Source organism: Mycobacterium lehmannii (genome assembly GCF_001499925.1).
Classification (GTDB): Bacteria; Actinomycetota; Actinomycetes; order Mycobacteriales; family Mycobacteriaceae; genus Mycobacterium; species Mycobacterium lehmannii.
Window position 1 is genome coordinate 68,179 of sequence record NZ_LQIR01000056.1, and the last position, 15,988, is coordinate 84,166.

A 15,988-nucleotide genomic window follows, 5' to 3' on the forward strand; every position below is an offset into this window, starting at 1 on the left:
CGCGCGGCGGATGGGTGCTCAGGTCGGACGGTCTCAGGCGGGACAGTAGAGCGCGGTCAGGACATCTCCGCGCGGATCCTCGGCGGGCGCCGTCGACTCCGGCGACTGCGTCAGCATCACCGAGATGGCAGGCCCGTCGAAGGTCTTGACCGCGAAGCTGTGATACCCGGCGATGTCGCCGCCGTGGCCCCACGCGGTGACGCCGCATGGCAACGACACCCGCCCGAGACCCAGCCCATAGTCGAGCAGACCGTCGGCGTCCGGCATGGGGACGGTCCGCATCATCTCGTCGAGCTGAGGCCGGGGAACCACGCGCCCGTCGAGCAGTGCCGTGATGAACGCCGTGGTGTCCTCGTCCGTCGACACCAACCCGCCCGCCGTCCACGCCGCAGAGGCGTTGAAGTCGGTGACGTCGGTGCGTCTGCCGTCGACCAGTTCGTAGCCGTGGGCGAAGGGCACCCGGAGCCCGCGCTCGCCCGGCCCGGGGAAGTACGTGTCGAACAGGCCCAGTGGTGCGATGATTCGCGCGGTGATCTCGTCGGCCGCGGGCCTGCCGGTCAGGTTCTCGATCAGCAGGCCGGCGACGATGTAGTTGGTGTTGGTGTACTTCATCGTCGCGCCGGGGGCGAACTGCGAGGGCCGGGCCAGTGCCATATCGAGTAGCTGGTCGCCGTTCACGGGCTGGTTCGGGAGTTCGGTCAAGTCGTCGAAGTACTCCGGAAGGCCGCTCTGGTGACGCAACAACTGGCGGACGGTGATCGTCGTGGGGTCGATGTTCTCGCCACGGATGCGGCCGGGCAGGTAGGTCTCGATCGGTGTGTCGAGCCCGACCCGGCCCTCGGCCACCAGCTGTAAAACCGTCGCGGCCACAAAGGTTTTCGTGATGCTGCCGACACGCACGTGGGTGTTCGGTGCGAATGCGGCTTGGGTGTCGAGGTCGGAATACCCGGCGGAGTACCGGGTCAGGTGTGCTCCGTCGCGGATCACGACGATCCCGCCGGCGAGACCTTCCTCCGCGACGGCACGCTCGAGGGTCGCGTCGACGGCGGCGGGCTGGGCATGAACCGGTGCGGCGGCCAGCACAAGGAGAAGCAGGGCCGCGATGGTTGCGATACGCACTAGGCCGAGCGTAGTTCCCACGAATGCGCGGTGGCGACGAGCCCTTGGACCAACGCGGAGGTCGCCGGTGTGAGCCCGTCGTCGCCGGGTAGTTGGCTGCGCGGGCTGATACCGCGCACCCGCGGTGTGAGCTCGAGTTGCGCGCCACCCTCGCGGACGCGGTTGACGGGGTTGTCGTGGTGCAGCCCGCGCAGTTCGCGCGGGATCGCGTCGAGATCGGTGATGACTTGGTAGCCAGGCACTTCGACGTGTTCGGCGAGGTGCTCGGCCAGTGCGCGGTTGCGCCCGCCCGCGAGCAACTGGGTGCTGCGACCGACGCGGCCGTACCCGTGCAGTGACACCGCGACGTCGACGTGGTCGAGGAACTCCGCGAGACGTTCGGACTCTCGCGCCAGGTACAGCGCCGAGGACAGATGGTGTGGATAGTGGTCGGGATGGCGCACCGTGTACAGCGAGGCGCCCGCGGCGTCGGCGGCGCGTTCGGCGATCACGTCGGTCATCTGCTCGAGGCCGCCGCCGTGGATGGCCAGAAAACCGAAGCGGGACCGCAGGATTCGCTCCTCGACGATGCCCGGCTGCGCCAGGAGTTCCGAAAGCGACTGTGGGGCAGGGATATCGGATCGGCCGCAGCGGCCGGGCCAATGCGCCGGATCCCACCGCTTGAGAAAGTCGATCCAGCGGGATGGCAGGCCGTGGTGCAGGGCTCCGTCGATGATGCGCTCGAGGTAGCCCGGTCGTGGCGGACCCGGTTCGACGCGGTGGTCGATGTACACCCACGCCTCTGCGGGTCCGTCGTCGGTGTGCACGGTGAGCCGGTCGCGGCGGTAACGCACCGGAACGCCTTCGGCGCTGTCGAGCACCGCCAGATCGCGGTCGTTGAGCTGCCACAGCACACCGTGCACTTCGGACCCGTGGAACGGTTCGACCGTGGCGACGCCGCGCTCGTTGATCAGCCAGTCATGGTCGGACAGCATCGCCCGCCGGGGGTGCGCCGCGTCGGGGCACCGCAGCGCCATCTGGTGGACGTTGAGGTTCGAGCCGTAGGCGAAGTAGGTGTGCATCAACCCGTCAGCGTCAAATAGATCAACACCACGTTCAAAAGAGTAATCAGGCCCGCGATGACCCACCCGATCGCCGTCGTTACCCGGTGGTTGACGTCGGCGCCCATCAGGGCCCGGTCGCTGGTCAGTCGCACGAGCGGAATCAGCGCGAACGGTATCCCGAACGACAGCACCACCTGCGACAAAACCAGCGCCCGGCTGGGATCCAGGCCAATCGCCAACACTGCCAGCGCGGGCAACAGGGTGATGAGGCGGCGCAACACCAGCGGAATGGAGCGGTGCAGCAGGCCCTGCATGATCATCGCGCCGGCGTACGCGCCGACCGACGACGACGCCAACCCCGAGGCAAGCAGGCCGATTGCGAACAACAGCGCGATCGTCGGCCCCAGGGTCTCGCCGACCGCGGCGTGCGCACCCTCGATCGAGTCGGTGTTTTCCTGACCCCGCAGGTTCGTCGCGGCAACCAACACCATCGACAGGTTGACCGCGCCGGCGATCACCATCGCGATGCCGACATCCCAGCGCGTGATTCGCAGCAGCATCCGCCGCATCGGCCCGGGCTCGGGATGGCCGTGCCGGTCCCGGGCCAGTCCTGAGTGCAGGTACACCGCGTGCGGCATCACGGTCGCGCCCAGCATCGCCGCCGCGATCAACACGCTCTCGGTGCCCGCGAATTTCGGCACCAACCCCGCCGCCGCCTCGTCGAGCGGTGGGGGAGCGACGAACAGGCTGGCCAAGAAGCCGACCGCGATGACCGCCAGCAGTCCGGTGATGACCCGTTCGAACGAGTTCTGGCCGTGGCGGTCCTTGACCATCAGCAACACCAGCGAGACGACGCCGGTGATGATGCCGCCCGTGAGCAACGGTAGGTCGAAGAGCAGATACAGCGCGATAGCGCCGCCCACGACCTCGGCGAGATCGGTTGCCATCGCGACTAATTCGGCCTGCATCCAGTAGGTCAGCCGGGTGCGGCGGCGCATCCGGTTACCGACCGCCTCCGGCAGCGACATGCCGGTCACCAAGCCGAGCTTGGCCGAAAGGTACTGCACGATGCAGGCCATCGCGTTGGCCGCCACGATCACCCAGATCAGCAGGAAACCGAACTGGGCGCCCGCGCTGACGTTGGCGGCGACGTTGCCGGGGTCGACGTAGGCGATGGCCGCGACGAACGCCGGTCCGAGCAGCAGCCAGCTCGGGCGCGCCTTGACGTCGGTGCTCTGGGCCACCCCACCCTCTTTCTATCCGGGGTTGCGAATAGAAAAGTTAGGGTAGCCGAAACCGCCGCCGTCGGGGGTGGGCGGGGTTATTTGTGCCCGCCGCCGAGCCCGATGATGAGGCCGCCGCCCCACGGCCAACCCCAGTAGGGGCTGGTCTGCACCGACGGTGACGTGACGATCTGTGAACTTCCGTTGGTCTGGCACTGCGTGGTGTTGGGGGCGATGTTGGTGCACTGGGGCGCGGCGCCGGCGACGGGTGCTAACGCGCCGATGACGCCGAGCGCGAGAGTCGCTGTGAGATAACGAAATCGGGCCTTCATGGTTGGCCTCCTCGGCCAGGGGCACTTCTGGTCAGCGACCGCGTATACGGCGAGCGCTGCGAATAACGTTGAGCGTCAATCCCGAACGGTCACGGGAAGAAGAAGCCGTCGCCCTCCCACATGCTTCCCCATGGGCCGACGTACTCCTGCTGAGCGGGCGTGGCGTCGATCGAAACGTTGCCCGGCGACGCGCATTCGGTGGTGGACCCGCCGATGGCCTGGGCACCGCCGGTGTCGACGCACTGCGGCAGGGTGGGGTTCGGAGCCGGAGCCGGTTCGGCGGCGGCAGGTGAGGCCGCCGCGAGTGCCGCGGCGATGCCGCCGACGGCGATCAGCGGTGCGAGATAACGAAGGGTGGTCCGCATAGGCACGTCCTCGATTCTGATCGACCCCCGGCTTCAACGCACAGCGTACAACCCTTTTCCGGTGATCAGCGGCAAGTCGAGTGTGGTGCGGATGCCCGGCGGCGCGGCCACGACCGCGGGGATCGCGTTGACGACACGGGCGGCCGTCGCGACGAGTCCGGCGTGGTTGTGGTCACCGTTCGGGCTGCTCAGGCAGAGGTCGACGGTGTACGACGGTTCGCCGGTGATCTCTATGCGGTACGAGCCACCCTCCTGAGCGGGCTGCGGCCAGTCCGGGTGCAGGTCATCGCGCAACCGGGTGACGTGTTCGAGCACGACGGCGACTTTGCCGTCCTTGATGCCCTGGACCTCGAAGCGCAACGCCGCCGCGGTGCCCTTGGCGATGTGGCCCGCTGCGATGTCGAAATCCTCGGGAGCCGGTTCGCGCACATAGGTTTCGGACACCTTGTCGAGTTCGATGCCGAGTCCTGCGGCCAGCTGTCTCACCACCGATCCCCAGGCCAAGCTCAGGACGCCGGGCTGCAACAGCATCGGGATCTCGTCGAGCGGCTTGCCGAAGCCCATCACGTCGAACATCACCGTGGCGCTGTCGTAGGTGTCGTAGTTGATGATCTCCATGCACCGGATCTGCTCGACGCTCTGACAGGTTCCGGCGAGCGCGAGCGGAAGCAGGTCGTTGGCGAAGCCCGGATCGATACCGTTGACGAAGACGCTCGATCCGCCCGTCTGGGTGGCTTCCTCGATCGGCTTGACGAGTTCGTCGGGCAGTACCTCCCACGGGTACTGCAGGAAGACCGCGCTGCTGCCGACGACGTTGACGCCTGCGGCCAGGATGCGGCGGTAGTCCTCGAGCGCCTCGGGCAGCCGGTTGTCGGCCATCGCGGTGTAGACCACGCACTCGGGTCGGGTCACCAGCACCGCGTCGAGGTCCGTCGTGGCGGTGATGCCTGTCGAGACCTGCAGTCCGGCAAGCTCACCCGCATCCTTGCCGGCCTTGGCGTCCGACGACACCAAGACAGCGGTGAGCTCGTACTGCGGATCGTTGATGAGCTGGGTCAGCGCGTGCCTGCCGACGTTGCCGGTGCCGACCGCGGCCACTTTGATCGTCATGGAAGTCCTCTCACAGATCCGGGATGGGCATGTCGAGATTGGGCACCGTCAGACCGCCGTCGACCTCCAGCGTCTTACCGGTCAGATAACTGCCTGCAGGCGAGGCCAGGTACACCGCGGCGGCGGCGATGTCCTGCGGATCGCCGAGCCGGCGCATCGGGGTGGCCTTCTCCATCGGCTTACGCAGCTCGTCGTTGGAGGCCACGATGTCGAGCGCCGACGTGAGGATCGACCCCGGCGCGATCGCGTTGACCCGGATCCGCGGGCACAGGTCGAGCGCGGCCAGGCGGGTGTAGTGGGCGAGTGCGGCCTTGGCCGTTCCGTAGGCCGCGAAACCCCGGCCGGCCAGTCGGCCCATCGTGGAGGTGATGTTGATGATGCTGCCGCCCCCGGAGTGCTCGAGCATCAGCGGAACCGCCGCGGTGGTGAGCGCGTGCGCGGTGGTCACGTTGAAGGTGAACGCGTCGCGCAGGTCCTTGTTGGAGGTGTTCAGTAGCGCGTTCGGCATGGTGCCGCCGACGTTGTTGACGACGACGTCTAGTTTTCCGAACGCCTCGATCGCGGCACCGGCCAACGTGGCGGTGTCGGCGGGGTGGGCCAGGTCGGCGACCACGACGTGCGCCCTGCGGCCGACGCCCTTGATCTGCTCGGCGACTTCCTCGAGTTGCGACTGTGTGCGTGACGCGATCACCACGTCCGCACCGGCTTCCGCGAATGCCAGCGCCATCGCGGCGCCCAGGCCGCGACCGGCGCCCGTGACCACCGCGACCTGATCGTCGAGCCGGAATCTGTCAAGAATCACGTTTCGAGTCCTTCCCTCGCCGGGCGAACCGTAGCAGGGCGCGACGATGCGTGTGAGGGCTTTCTGAAACACGTTCTAATTTTCGCGAGACGTACACCAGGGTCGTGCTTGGACCGGATAGCACGGCCCTGGTGTACGTCTCGCGAACCAGTGGTTCTACGACGCCCCGAGTCCTGGCGGGCGGCTACTTCTTGGCGGCGGTCTTCTTCGCCGTCGACTTCTTGGCCGGCGACTTCTTCGCGGCCTTCTTGGCGGGCGTCTTCTTCGCGGCCTTCTTCGCGGCGCTCTTCTTCGCGGGCGCCTTCTTGGCCGGCTTGTCGTCGTCGGAATCCTTTGCCCCGCCGCGGCCTTCGCGTCGCGCCTTCACGCTGGCTTCGAGTTTGGCCAACAGATCGGAGACATCCTCGGTCTCGTCGAGTTCCTGTGGCTGCTCCTCCGTGGTGAATGCTTCGCCGCCTTCGAGTTTCGCTGCGATCAGCTCGCGCAGCTGTTCCTGGTACTCGTCGTGGTAGCGGTCGGGGTTGAAGTCGTCGGTCATGGAGTCGACGACCTGGGTGGCCATCTTCAGCTCGGCCGGTTTGATGTCGACTTCCTTGTCCAGCACCGGGAAGTCGGGATCGCGGATCTCGTCGGGCCACAACAGCGTCTGGATCACCATGACGTCGCGCTTGCTGAAGTCCTGAACCCGAAGCGCCGCGAGCCGCGTCTTGTTGCGCAATGCGAAGTGCACGATCGCGACCCGGTCGGTTTCCTTGAGCGTCTTGGTCAACAGCACATACGACTTCGACGACTTGCCCTCGGGCTCGAGGAAGTAGCTGCGGTCATACATCATCGGGTCGATGTCGGAGGCGGGAACGAATTCCAGCAACTCGATCTCGCGGCTGCGTTCCTCGGGCAGCGTGGCGATGTCCTCGTCGGTGATGATCACCGTCTGCCCGTCGTCGGATTCGTAAGCCCGGGCGATGTCGCGATACTCGACTTCCTCACCGTCGATCTCGCAGACGCGTCTGTACCGGATGCGCCCGTTGTCCTTCGCGTGCACCTGGTGGAACTTCACGTCGTGGTCCTGCTGCGCGCTGTAGACCTTGACCGGCACGTTCACCAGGCCGAACGCGATCGAACCCTTCCATATAGAACGCATCAACCCAGTATGGCTGATTCCAGCGCCGCATCGCGGCTACCGCGATCGGGCAGGTCGGCGCCGGCGCGGGCGACCGTCAGCGCCGACGACATCGCGGCCGTGCGCAGGACACGCGTCAGGTCGGCCGCGCTGATTCGCGCCAGGTCACGCCGCCGCTGAGCGCCCAGCAGCCCCAACGTCCACAGCGCGTCGATCAGACCGCTCATGTACGCATCACCGGCGCCCACGGTGTCGACGACGTCGACCTCGAACGCCGGCACTCGCACCAGGCCCTGCGCGCACAGCGCGAACGACCCCTGCCCGCCCATCGTCACCGCGACGATCGACGGGCCCAGCGACAACCACGTCTCCGCGATCTGCTCGGGGGTGCGGCCCGGGTCGAGCCACCGCATGTCCTCGTCGCTGGCCTTCACCACGTCGCAGCGCTCGATGAGCCGGTCGATGCGGGTGCGCGCGGCATCGGCGTCCTCGATCAGGGCGGGCCGCACATTTGGATCGAACGTCACGGTGGCCGACGGGTGATACGTGTCGACCAGTGCGGCGGTGGCACGGCAGCCCGGCTCGAGCATCGCCGCGATCGAACCGGTGTGCACGACCGTCGGCGGCCCGACCTCCGGTGTGCCGGTCAGTTGCCATTCGATGTCGAACGCGTACTGCGCCGAACCCTGCTCGTCGAGCGTGGCCAACGCGGTCGGGGTTTTCGCCGCATCCGTACTTCCCGAGACGAGTTGCACCCCGGATGCTTCGGCATGGTCGACGATGCGCCGTCCGCGTTCGTCGTCGCCGATGTGTGTCAGGAAGTCGACGCCGCGGCCCAGCCGGCCCAGCCCGACCGCCACATTGAGTGGGCTGCCGCCGACGTGTTCACCGGTGACCTCCCCGCCACGCTCGACGATGTCGATCAACGCCTCGCCGATCACCAGCGCACGGTCCGCGCTCATGGTTCGTTCCTGTGCATCAACGCTTCCAGCGTTGTGCGCGCGCCGTCGCGGTGCAGCGAGTTCAGCGCCCAGACGTATGCGTCGACGAATCGCTGGTCGGAGGCGAGATCGCCGAAGAGATCGGTGTTTTCGATGAATGCGGTCGGATTGTCGCGCTGAGCCCTGGCCAGCGGCACCAGGACGTCGGCGAGCTGGTCCTGCACGTCGATCGGCTGCCCCTGCTCGTCGACCCCTTCGGCGTAGCGCGCCCAACTGGCGACCGTCGCGGCCGACAACCGGATCGGCGCGCCCGTTCGGAGGTTCTCGCGGACGACGGGCAGCAGCCACTTCGGAATGCGGTCCGATGAGCCGTAACACAGCCGGGCGATGGTGTCCTTGACGCCCGGGTTGGCGAACCGCTCGATCAGCGTGCGCTTGTAGTCGGGCAGGTCGATGCCGGCCACCGGCTTGAGCGTCGGTGTGGCCTCGTCGTCCATGTACGCCAATAAAAAGTCGGCGAACAGCGGGTCGCCCGCGGCGTCGTGCACCAACCGGTAGCCCGCGAGATACGCGAAGTAACAGAGGCTTTGGTGCCCGGCGTTGAGCAACCGCAGCTTCATCAGCTCGTACGGGGTGACGTCGTCGACCATCAGCACGTCCACGTCTTCCAACGGTGGTCGCCCGTCGGTGAAGTCGTCCTCGAGCACCCACGCCGTGAAGGGTTCGGCCACCACCGGCCATTGGTCATCGATACCGAATTCGGTTGCCACGACATCGATCACGTCGGGTGTGGTGACCGGTGTGATGCGGTCCACCATCGAGTTGGGGAACATGGTGTGCGCGCCGATCCACTCGCCGAGCCCGGGATGCACCCGCTCGGCGTAGGTGGTGAACGCGTGGCGGGCGACGTCGCCGTTGCCCTCGATGTTGTCGCACGACACGATCGTCGGGGAGGTGATGCCGCGGTCGCGCCTGCGCGCCAGCGCCGCGGCCACCAGGCCGAAGACGTTCACGCCGTCACCGAGGTTGTCGATGTTGTAGCCGCCCTCGGTGATGGTCAGCGAGACGATCCGCGTGCTCGGCGCGGCCAACAGTTCGATCACCGCTTCCGGGTCATCGGGCGCGTAGCGATAGTCGACGATCGAACCGATCACCCGCGCCTCGCGGGTACCGTCGGGCTTCTCCAGCAGCAGGGTGTACAGGCCGTCCTGGGCGGCCATCACGTCGGCCATCCTGCGGTCGGCAGGCATCACGCCGACGCCGGCGATGCCCCACTCCTTGGCCAGCCCCTTCTCCAGGAGTCGGTCGACGTACATCGCTTGATGCGCCCGGTGAAAGCCGCCGACTCCGAAATGCACTATGCCGACCGATATCTGGGATCGGTCGTAGGTCGGCTTGTCGGTGGAAAGCTGTGCGAGCGTGGAGTTGTCGAGTTTCATGACACCGTCACCACCGACTTCACGCTACCCGGCGTGCGGTCGGAGTCGAGGGCTTCGGCGGTGCGCTCCAAGGGGAAGCGGGCGGTCACCATCGCGTCGAGATCGACCTGGCCAGACTCGACGAGCGCGATCGCCGTCGGCCAGGTGTTGGCGTAGCGGAAGACGCCCGTCAGCACCAGCTCACGGTTCTGGATCAGCTGCGTGGGCAGCTCCATCGACTCCGCACCCGAGCCGACCAACACCACCCGGCCGGCGGGTCGCACCGCGCGAATGCCGTCGGCCACGGCCGTCGGCGCGCCGGAGGCGTCGATATATCCGTCCACCCCGAAATCGCCTATCGGCTGGGTCGTCGGGTCCAGAACCTCGGTGGCCCCGAACGAGATCGCCCGTTGCCGACGGGCCTCGTCGGGATCGCTGACGATGATGTCCGTCGCGCCGTAGGCCCGCGCGAGTTGGATCACCACGATGCCGATCGGGCCCGCGCCGGTGACCAACACCCGCGACCGTCCGTCGACACCCGCCTTGCGGACGGCGGCGATGCCGACGGAAAGGGGCTCGCACAACGCCGCCGCTTCATCGGAGATCGAGTCCGGCACGCGGTGGGCGAATTCCGCGCCGATCGTCACGTACTCACACAGCGCCCCGTCGACCGGCGGGGTCGCGAAGAACCGCATGTGCGGACACAGGTTGTAGTGCCCGCGGCGGGTTTCGTCGCTGTCGGGGTCGGGGCGCTGCGGTTCGATCGACACCCGTTCGCCGATGCGCGATGGGTCGACGTTGTCGCCGACGGCGACGATCGTGCCCGCGGCCTCGTGGCCGAGGATCAACGGCGCCTCGACGACGAATCCGCCCACTCGCCCGTGCCGGTAGTAGTGCGTGTCCGATCCGCAGACTCCCACCGACGAGACCCGTATCAGCGCGTCACCGGGGTCTGGCCGGGGCACAGGGCGTTCCTGCATTTCGATCCGCCCGGGTTCGACGAGCACGGCCGCCCGCATCCGGCTGTCCGGCGAGAGTGTTGTGTGCGTCACACCACCATGTTAACGTGGTGAGCATCTAATCGCACCCCTGAGCAAATGCTCACAGTCCGAGGAGGGCAGGGCGGTGACCGCACCAGCGTCGACCGGTGACCTCGCCGGGGGTGCGGTGCCGACGCAGGACGTCCGCCTGGCCCTGCGCGCGGCGACGATGTACTACCTCGACGGATTGACCCAGGCCGAGATCGCCGCCCGCCTGGGTGTCTCGCGCCCGACTGCGGGTCGACTGATCGCCCGCGCAAAGGCCCGGGGACTGGTGCGCATCGAGATCGCCGTGCCCGCCGGGCTGAGTGAGGACCTGCACGCCGAGGATGAGCGAGAACTCGAGCGGCGCTACGGGCTGACGGAGGTGGTGGTCGCCGGCCACGGCGTCGACATCGGCGCAACCGGACGGCCCGTCGCATACGCCAGCGTTGGCCGGGCCGCGGCGGCGCTGCTGATGCGGCGTCTCACGCCCGGCGACGTCCTCGGGTTCACCTGGGGGCCTGAGCAGGTCGCGGTGGCCAACGCGTTGGTTCCCGGGGTGGCGAGCTGCCGCGCGGTGGTGCAACTCGACGGCGCCATGTCGACCGCGGCCTATCAGACCGGTACCGAGTTTATCTTGAGCCGCTGCGGGGAAACGTTGCGCGCGAGCACGTTACGACTGCCCGCACCCCTGTATGCCGACCCGTCGACGGTGGCGTCGATGCGCAGCGATTCGGTGATCTCCCGCACGTTGGAGGCGGGACGGCACGCGGACATGATGCTCTTCGGTGTCGGCGCCGTATCGACGTCGACCACCCTGTTCGAGGGCAGCTTTCTCGACACCCGCATGCTCGACGAGTTGGAGTCGCTCGGCGCGGTGGGTGAGATCGGCGGCCGGTTCTTCGACGCGGCCGGCGTCCCCGTCGACACCGAACTCCAGCAGCGCGCGGTGTCGGTGCCGCTCGAGGACATCCGCAACTGCGAGAAGACGCTGCTGATCTCCAGCGGCGCCGCGAAATACGACGCCACTCTGGCCGTCCTGCGGGGGAGGCTGGCCCGGCTATTGGTGTGTGACATCGATTGTGCGCGTTGGTTGTTGGCGCAGTGAGGAGACGACGCAGGTGAGACCGACAATGATGAAGCGGTTCGCGGCGGTGGCCGCGGCGTCCGGGGTCGTGCTGGCCTCCGGGTGTTCGGGAGCGGGCAGCTTGGGCGCCTCGGACAACCAGGTCACCATCGCCATGGTGTCGAACTCGCAGATGACCGACGCCAGGGATCTGTCGTCGGAGTTCGAGGCGGCCAACCCCGGCACGAAGCTGAAGTTCGTCACGCTCTCGGAGAACCAGGCCCGCGCCAAGATCACCATGTCGACCGCGATGGGCGGAAGCGAGTTCGACGTCGTGATGATCAGTAACTTCGAGACCCCGCAGTGGGCGAAGGACGGCTGGCTGCAGAACCTCTCCGAATACGCCTCGCAGACGGCGGGGTACGACGAGGAGGACTTCATCTCGTCGCTGCGCGAGTCGCTGTCGTACGAAGGCGACATGTACGCCGTCCCGTTCTACGGCGAGTCGTCGTTTCTGATGTACCGCAAGGACCTGTTCGAACAGGCCGGGATCGAGGTCGACCAGTCACCGGATTACCAGCCGACCTGGCAGGAGGTCGCGCAGTGGGCCGACACCCTGAAATCCGGTGACCGCGCGGGAATCTGCCTTCGCGGAAAGCCGGGATGGGGTGAGGTGCTCGCGCCTCTGAACACCGTGATCAACACGTTCGGCGGGCGGTGGTTCGACGAGCAGTGGAACGCACAGCTCAACAGCCCCGAGGTGCGCAAGGCGGTCAACTTCTACGTCGACCTGGTCAAGCGCTCCGGAGAACTGGGCGCCGCCTCCACCGGTTTCCAGGAATGCGCGAACCTGTTCGGCCAGGGCCAGACCGCCATGTGGTACGACGCCACGTCGGCGGTGTCGGTCCTCGAAGATCCGCAGGAATACCCGGAACTGGTCGGCAAGATCGGATATCTGCCCGCGCCCATCGCCGAGAAGCCGAACTCCGGGTGGCTCTACACCTGGGCGCTGGGTATCCCGAAGTCAGCGAAGAACCCCGACGGCGCATGGAAGTTCATCTCATGGATGACGAGCAAGGACTACATGAAGCTGGTGGGGGAGAAGCTCGGCTGGGCGAGGGTCCCACCGGGCAGCCGAACATCCACCTACACCGAACTGCCGGAGTACGAGAAGATCTCGCGGTCCTACGGACCGCTGACGTTGCGTTCGATCCAGAACGCCAACCCGAACAAGCCCACCGTGCAACCGGTTCCGTACACCGGAATCCAGTTCGTGGCGATACCTGAGTTCCAGGACCTGGGCACCAGGGTCAGCCAACAGATCAGCGCCGCGATCGCCGGTCAGAAGACGGTCAACGAGGCGCTCGACCAAGCGCAGCAGTACGCCGAGGTCGTCGGCAAGACATATCAGGAGAAGTGATGACCGTAACCGCCGATACCACGGCCGGCGCCAGCGAAACGGCGGTGGCAGAACGGGTTCGCAGGATCCGGGAGGCGAAGGAAACCGGGGTGAGCCGCGCCGAAGCCTGGCGCAGGCGGGGTCCGCTGTTGCCGGCGCTGATCTTCATGATCGTCGTGACGCAGGTTCCGTTTCTGTTCACCCTCTACTACTCGACGCTGTCGTGGAACCTGGTTCGCCCCGGCTCCCGTGAGTTCATCGGGTTGCAGAACTACGTCACGGTGGCCAAGGACAGTCAGTTCTGGACCGTCGCGCTCAACACCGTGGTGCTGATCGTCGGGGTGGTGCTGATCTCCGCGTTCTTCGGTCTGCTCCTGGCCTTGCTGCTCGACCGGGCGTTCCTGGGCCGCGGGGTCGTGCGGACGTTGCTGATCACGCCGTTCCTCGTCACACCCGTTGCGGCCGCGCTGATCTGGAAGACGACGATCCTCGACCCGAACAACGGCATCCTGAACTGGTTGCTGTCGCTGGTCGGGATCGAGCGGATGGACTGGATCGGGCAGTTCCCGCTGGCGATGGTGATGGTGATGCTGATCTGGCAGTGGACGCCGTTCATGATGCTGCTGATCCTCGCCGGTCTCCAGTCGATGCCGCGCGACATTCTGGAGGCCGGCCGAGTCGACGGTGCGAACGCCTTTCAGCTTTTCCGGGAGTTGACGCTGCCGCACCTTCGGCGATTCATCGAGTTGGGAGTCGTCCTCGGGGCGATCTTTCTGGTCAACACGTTCGATGCCATCTACATGATGACGCAGGGCGGACCGGGCATCGCGAGCGCGAACCTGCCGTTCTACATCTATCAGCGCGCGTTCCTCGGCTTCGACATCGGCCAGGCGGCGGCCATGGGAGTGGTGGTGGTCGTCTTCACGATCGTCATCGCCAGCTTCGCGCTGCGGTTGATCTTCAAGTCGTTCACCGGGAAGGAAGAGGTGGCCTGACATGACTACCACGGTCGAGAAATCTGCAGCCACACCGCAACCCGTGGCCAAGAAAAAGAAGAAGTCCCGCACGTTCAGTCCGTGGGGGCTGGTGGCGTGGCTCGTCGGGATCGGGTTCTTCTTCCCGGTCTTCTGGATGGTGTTGACGTCGTTCAAGCAGGAGGCCGACGCCGCCACCAGCCCGCCGAAGCTGTTCTTCTCCCCGACGCTCGATCAGTATTCTGCCGTCTTCGACCAGGGCATCGGGCCCGCGATGCTGAATTCGCTGTTCGCAACCGGGATTTCGACGCTGCTCGTGCTCGTGCTTGGGGTCCCCGCCGCATTCGCGTTGTCGCTGCGACCGGTCCGCAAGACCCAGGATGCGCTGTTCTTCTTCATGAGCACCAAGATGCTGCCCGTCGTCGCGGTGATCCTGCCGCTGTATGTGATCGTGTCCAACATCGGGCTGTTGGACAACATCTGGGCGTTGATCGTGCTCTACACGGCGATGAACCTGCCGATCGCGGTGTGGATGATGCGGTCGTTCTTCCTCGAGGTGCCCGGCGAACTGCTGGAGGCGGCCAGCCTGGACGGCGCCAGCCTGTGGCGGTCGGTGCGCGAGGTGATCCTGCCCCTGGTGTCGCCGGGTATCGCTGCGACGGCGTTGATCTGCGTGATCTTCGCCTGGAACGAGTTCTTCTTCGCGGTGAACCTGACCGCGGTGAACGCCCAGACCATGCCCGTGTACCTCGTCGGCTTCATCGCCGGTGAGGGTCAGTACTGGGCCGTGTTGTCGGCGGCCGCGACCATGGCCGCCCTGCCGGTGATCCTGTGCGGGTGGATCGCCCAGAACAAGCTGGTGCGCGGACTGTCGTTCGGCGCGATCAAGTAATCCGTCCGGCCCGATCACGAGAGACACGGAGATACCAATGGCAACAATCACTTACCGCAACGCCTCCTGCGTCTACGAAGGCTCGGACAAGCTCGCGGTCGATTCGCTCGACCTCGACATCTCCGACGGCGAATTCGTTGTGCTGGTCGGGCCGTCCGGGTCGGGCAAGAGCACCGCCCTGCGCATGCTGGCCGGACTGGAGGACATCGACGAGGGCACCATCGAGATCGGCGGCAGGGACATGACCGGTGTGCCGTCCAAGGACCGCGACATCGCGATGGTGTTCCAGAACTACGCGCTGTACCCGAACAAGACCGTCGCGGAGAACATGGGTTTCGCGCTGAAACTGCGTGGGGTCTCGCGCGACGAGCGGCGCAAGAAGGTCGAAGAGGCGGCCAAGATCCTGGACCTCACGGAGTTCCTCGACCGCAAGCCCGCCAAGCTGTCCGGTGGACAGCGGCAGCGCGTCGCGATGGGCCGCGCCATCGTGCGCGAGCCGCAGGTGTTCTGCATGGACGAGCCGCTGTCGAACCTCGACGCGAAGCTGCGCGTGCAGACCCGCACCCAGATCGCCGCGCTGCAGCGACGGCTCGGCACCACGACGGTCTACGTCACCCACGACCAGATCGAGGCGATGACGATGGGGGACAGGGTCGCGGTCCTGCGGTTCGGCAAGCTGCAGCAGTTCGCCGCCCCGAACGAGCTCTACGACAGGCCGGCCAATGCGTTCGTGGCCGGTTTCATCGGCTCACCCGCCATGAATCTGGTGACGCTGCCGATCGCACCCGACGGTGTCCGCATCGGCGACACGACGCTGCCGCTCGAGCGCGAGCGACTTTCGAAGTTGAGCGACGCGGGCCTCTCGGAGGTCACGCTCGGCATCCGGCCCGAACAACTGGAGCTCACCGACTCCGGCGGGGTGGAAGTCGTCGTCGACCTGGTCGAGGACCTCGGCAGCGAGGCCTACCTCTACACGCACGCGGGTTCGGGAGTCGAGCTGGTCGCGCGCTGCAATCCGCGCACGGCGCCCAAACTCGCCGAGACGGTGCGGCTGCGCAGGCATCTGGAAGGGTCCGTGCACCTGTTCCACCCGGAGACCGGCGAACGCATCGACTGATTTAGGCTTTCAGCGCCGCCGAATTCTGCACCAGGGTTGCGATTT

The 15,988-nt window shown here is 66.6% G+C and carries 16 protein-coding genes; 5 read left to right on the top strand and 11 right to left on the bottom strand.

Going from position 1 to position 15,988, the window contains the following annotated elements:
* Positions 1-33 precede the first annotated feature (33 nt).
* The 11 genes from AU192_RS21030 to AU192_RS21080 all read right to left on the bottom strand — a co-directional run bounded on the left by AU192_RS21030 (position 34) and on the right by AU192_RS21080 (position 10,492).
* Complete coding sequence (locus AU192_RS21030; RefSeq protein WP_242656989.1) at positions 34-1,119, bottom strand: serine hydrolase domain-containing protein; 1,086 nt, start codon at positions 1,117-1,119, stop codon at positions 34-36.
* Positions 1,119-2,180: a poly-gamma-glutamate hydrolase family protein gene (locus AU192_RS21035; protein WP_064399458.1), complete on the bottom strand. Its 1,062-nt coding sequence runs from the start codon at positions 2,178-2,180 to the stop codon at positions 1,119-1,121. Before AU192_RS21035 ends, AU192_RS21030 begins: the two co-directional genes overlap by 1 nt.
* Positions 2,180-3,406: an Nramp family divalent metal transporter gene (locus tag AU192_RS21040; RefSeq protein ID WP_064399459.1), complete on the bottom strand. Its 1,227-nt coding sequence runs from the start codon at positions 3,404-3,406 to the stop codon at positions 2,180-2,182. Before AU192_RS21040 ends, AU192_RS21035 begins: the two co-directional genes overlap by 1 nt.
* Positions 3,407-3,483: 77 nt before the next feature.
* Complete coding sequence (locus AU192_RS21045) at positions 3,484-3,717, bottom strand: hypothetical protein (protein ID WP_064399460.1); 234 nt, start codon at positions 3,715-3,717, stop codon at positions 3,484-3,486.
* A gap of 89 nt (positions 3,718-3,806) precedes the next feature.
* The gene (locus tag AU192_RS21050; protein ID WP_064399461.1) at positions 3,807-4,082 is read right to left on the bottom strand and encodes a hypothetical protein; all 276 of its coding nucleotides are present in this window, start codon (positions 4,080-4,082) and stop codon (positions 3,807-3,809) included.
* 33 nt (positions 4,083-4,115) lie between these two features.
* Positions 4,116-5,192: an NAD(P)H-dependent amine dehydrogenase family protein gene (locus AU192_RS21055; protein WP_064399462.1), complete on the bottom strand. Its 1,077-nt coding sequence runs from the start codon at positions 5,190-5,192 to the stop codon at positions 4,116-4,118.
* Positions 5,193-5,202: 10 nt separating this feature from the next.
* The gene (locus AU192_RS21060) at positions 5,203-5,994 is read right to left on the bottom strand and encodes an SDR family oxidoreductase (RefSeq protein ID WP_064399463.1); all 792 of its coding nucleotides are present in this window, start codon (positions 5,992-5,994) and stop codon (positions 5,203-5,205) included.
* A gap of 184 nt (positions 5,995-6,178) precedes the next feature.
* Positions 6,179-7,135, bottom strand: coding sequence for a non-homologous end joining protein Ku (gene ku / locus AU192_RS21065; protein ID WP_064399464.1), 957 nt, complete (start codon positions 7,133-7,135; stop codon positions 6,179-6,181).
* Positions 7,135-8,076, bottom strand: a complete 942-nt coding sequence (locus AU192_RS21070) for a carbohydrate kinase family protein (protein WP_064399465.1) — start codon at positions 8,074-8,076, stop codon at positions 7,135-7,137. The genes ku and AU192_RS21070 overlap by 1 nt, the downstream gene beginning before the upstream one ends.
* Positions 8,073-9,494, bottom strand: a complete 1,422-nt coding sequence (locus tag AU192_RS21075; RefSeq protein ID WP_064399466.1) for a mannitol dehydrogenase family protein — start codon at positions 9,492-9,494, stop codon at positions 8,073-8,075. Before AU192_RS21075 ends, AU192_RS21070 begins: the two co-directional genes overlap by 4 nt.
* On the bottom strand, positions 9,491-10,492 hold the full coding sequence (locus AU192_RS21080) for an NAD(P)-dependent alcohol dehydrogenase (RefSeq protein ID WP_064399467.1): 1,002 nt from the start codon (positions 10,490-10,492) through the stop codon (positions 9,491-9,493). The genes AU192_RS21075 and AU192_RS21080 overlap by 4 nt, the downstream gene beginning before the upstream one ends.
* A gap of 106 nt (positions 10,493-10,598) precedes the next feature.
* On the opposite strand from AU192_RS21080, the gene AU192_RS21085 reads away from it, so the two are divergent.
* From AU192_RS21085 to AU192_RS21105, 5 genes are read left to right on the top strand one after another with little or no spacing between them, the layout of a single operon-like run.
* The gene (locus AU192_RS21085) at positions 10,599-11,603 is read left to right on the top strand and encodes a sugar-binding transcriptional regulator (protein ID WP_064399468.1); all 1,005 of its coding nucleotides are present in this window, start codon (positions 10,599-10,601) and stop codon (positions 11,601-11,603) included.
* 25 nt (positions 11,604-11,628) lie between these two features.
* Positions 11,629-12,981, top strand: coding sequence for an ABC transporter substrate-binding protein (locus AU192_RS21090; RefSeq protein WP_082695094.1), 1,353 nt, complete (start codon positions 11,629-11,631; stop codon positions 12,979-12,981).
* Entirely contained in the window at positions 12,981-13,955 is a 975-nt protein-coding gene (locus AU192_RS21095; protein ID WP_064399469.1) for a carbohydrate ABC transporter permease, read from the top strand. The genes AU192_RS21090 and AU192_RS21095 overlap by 1 nt, the downstream gene beginning before the upstream one ends.
* A gap of 1 nt (position 13,956) precedes the next feature.
* Positions 13,957-14,826 carry a carbohydrate ABC transporter permease gene (locus AU192_RS21100; protein WP_064399470.1) on the top strand — a complete coding sequence of 290 codons (870 nt, stop codon included), beginning with the start codon at positions 13,957-13,959 and terminating at the stop codon, positions 14,824-14,826.
* Positions 14,827-14,863: 37 nt separating this feature from the next.
* Positions 14,864-15,943, top strand: coding sequence for an ABC transporter ATP-binding protein (locus tag AU192_RS21105; RefSeq protein ID WP_064399471.1), 1,080 nt, complete (start codon positions 14,864-14,866; stop codon positions 15,941-15,943).
* Positions 15,944-15,988 lie beyond the last annotated feature (45 nt).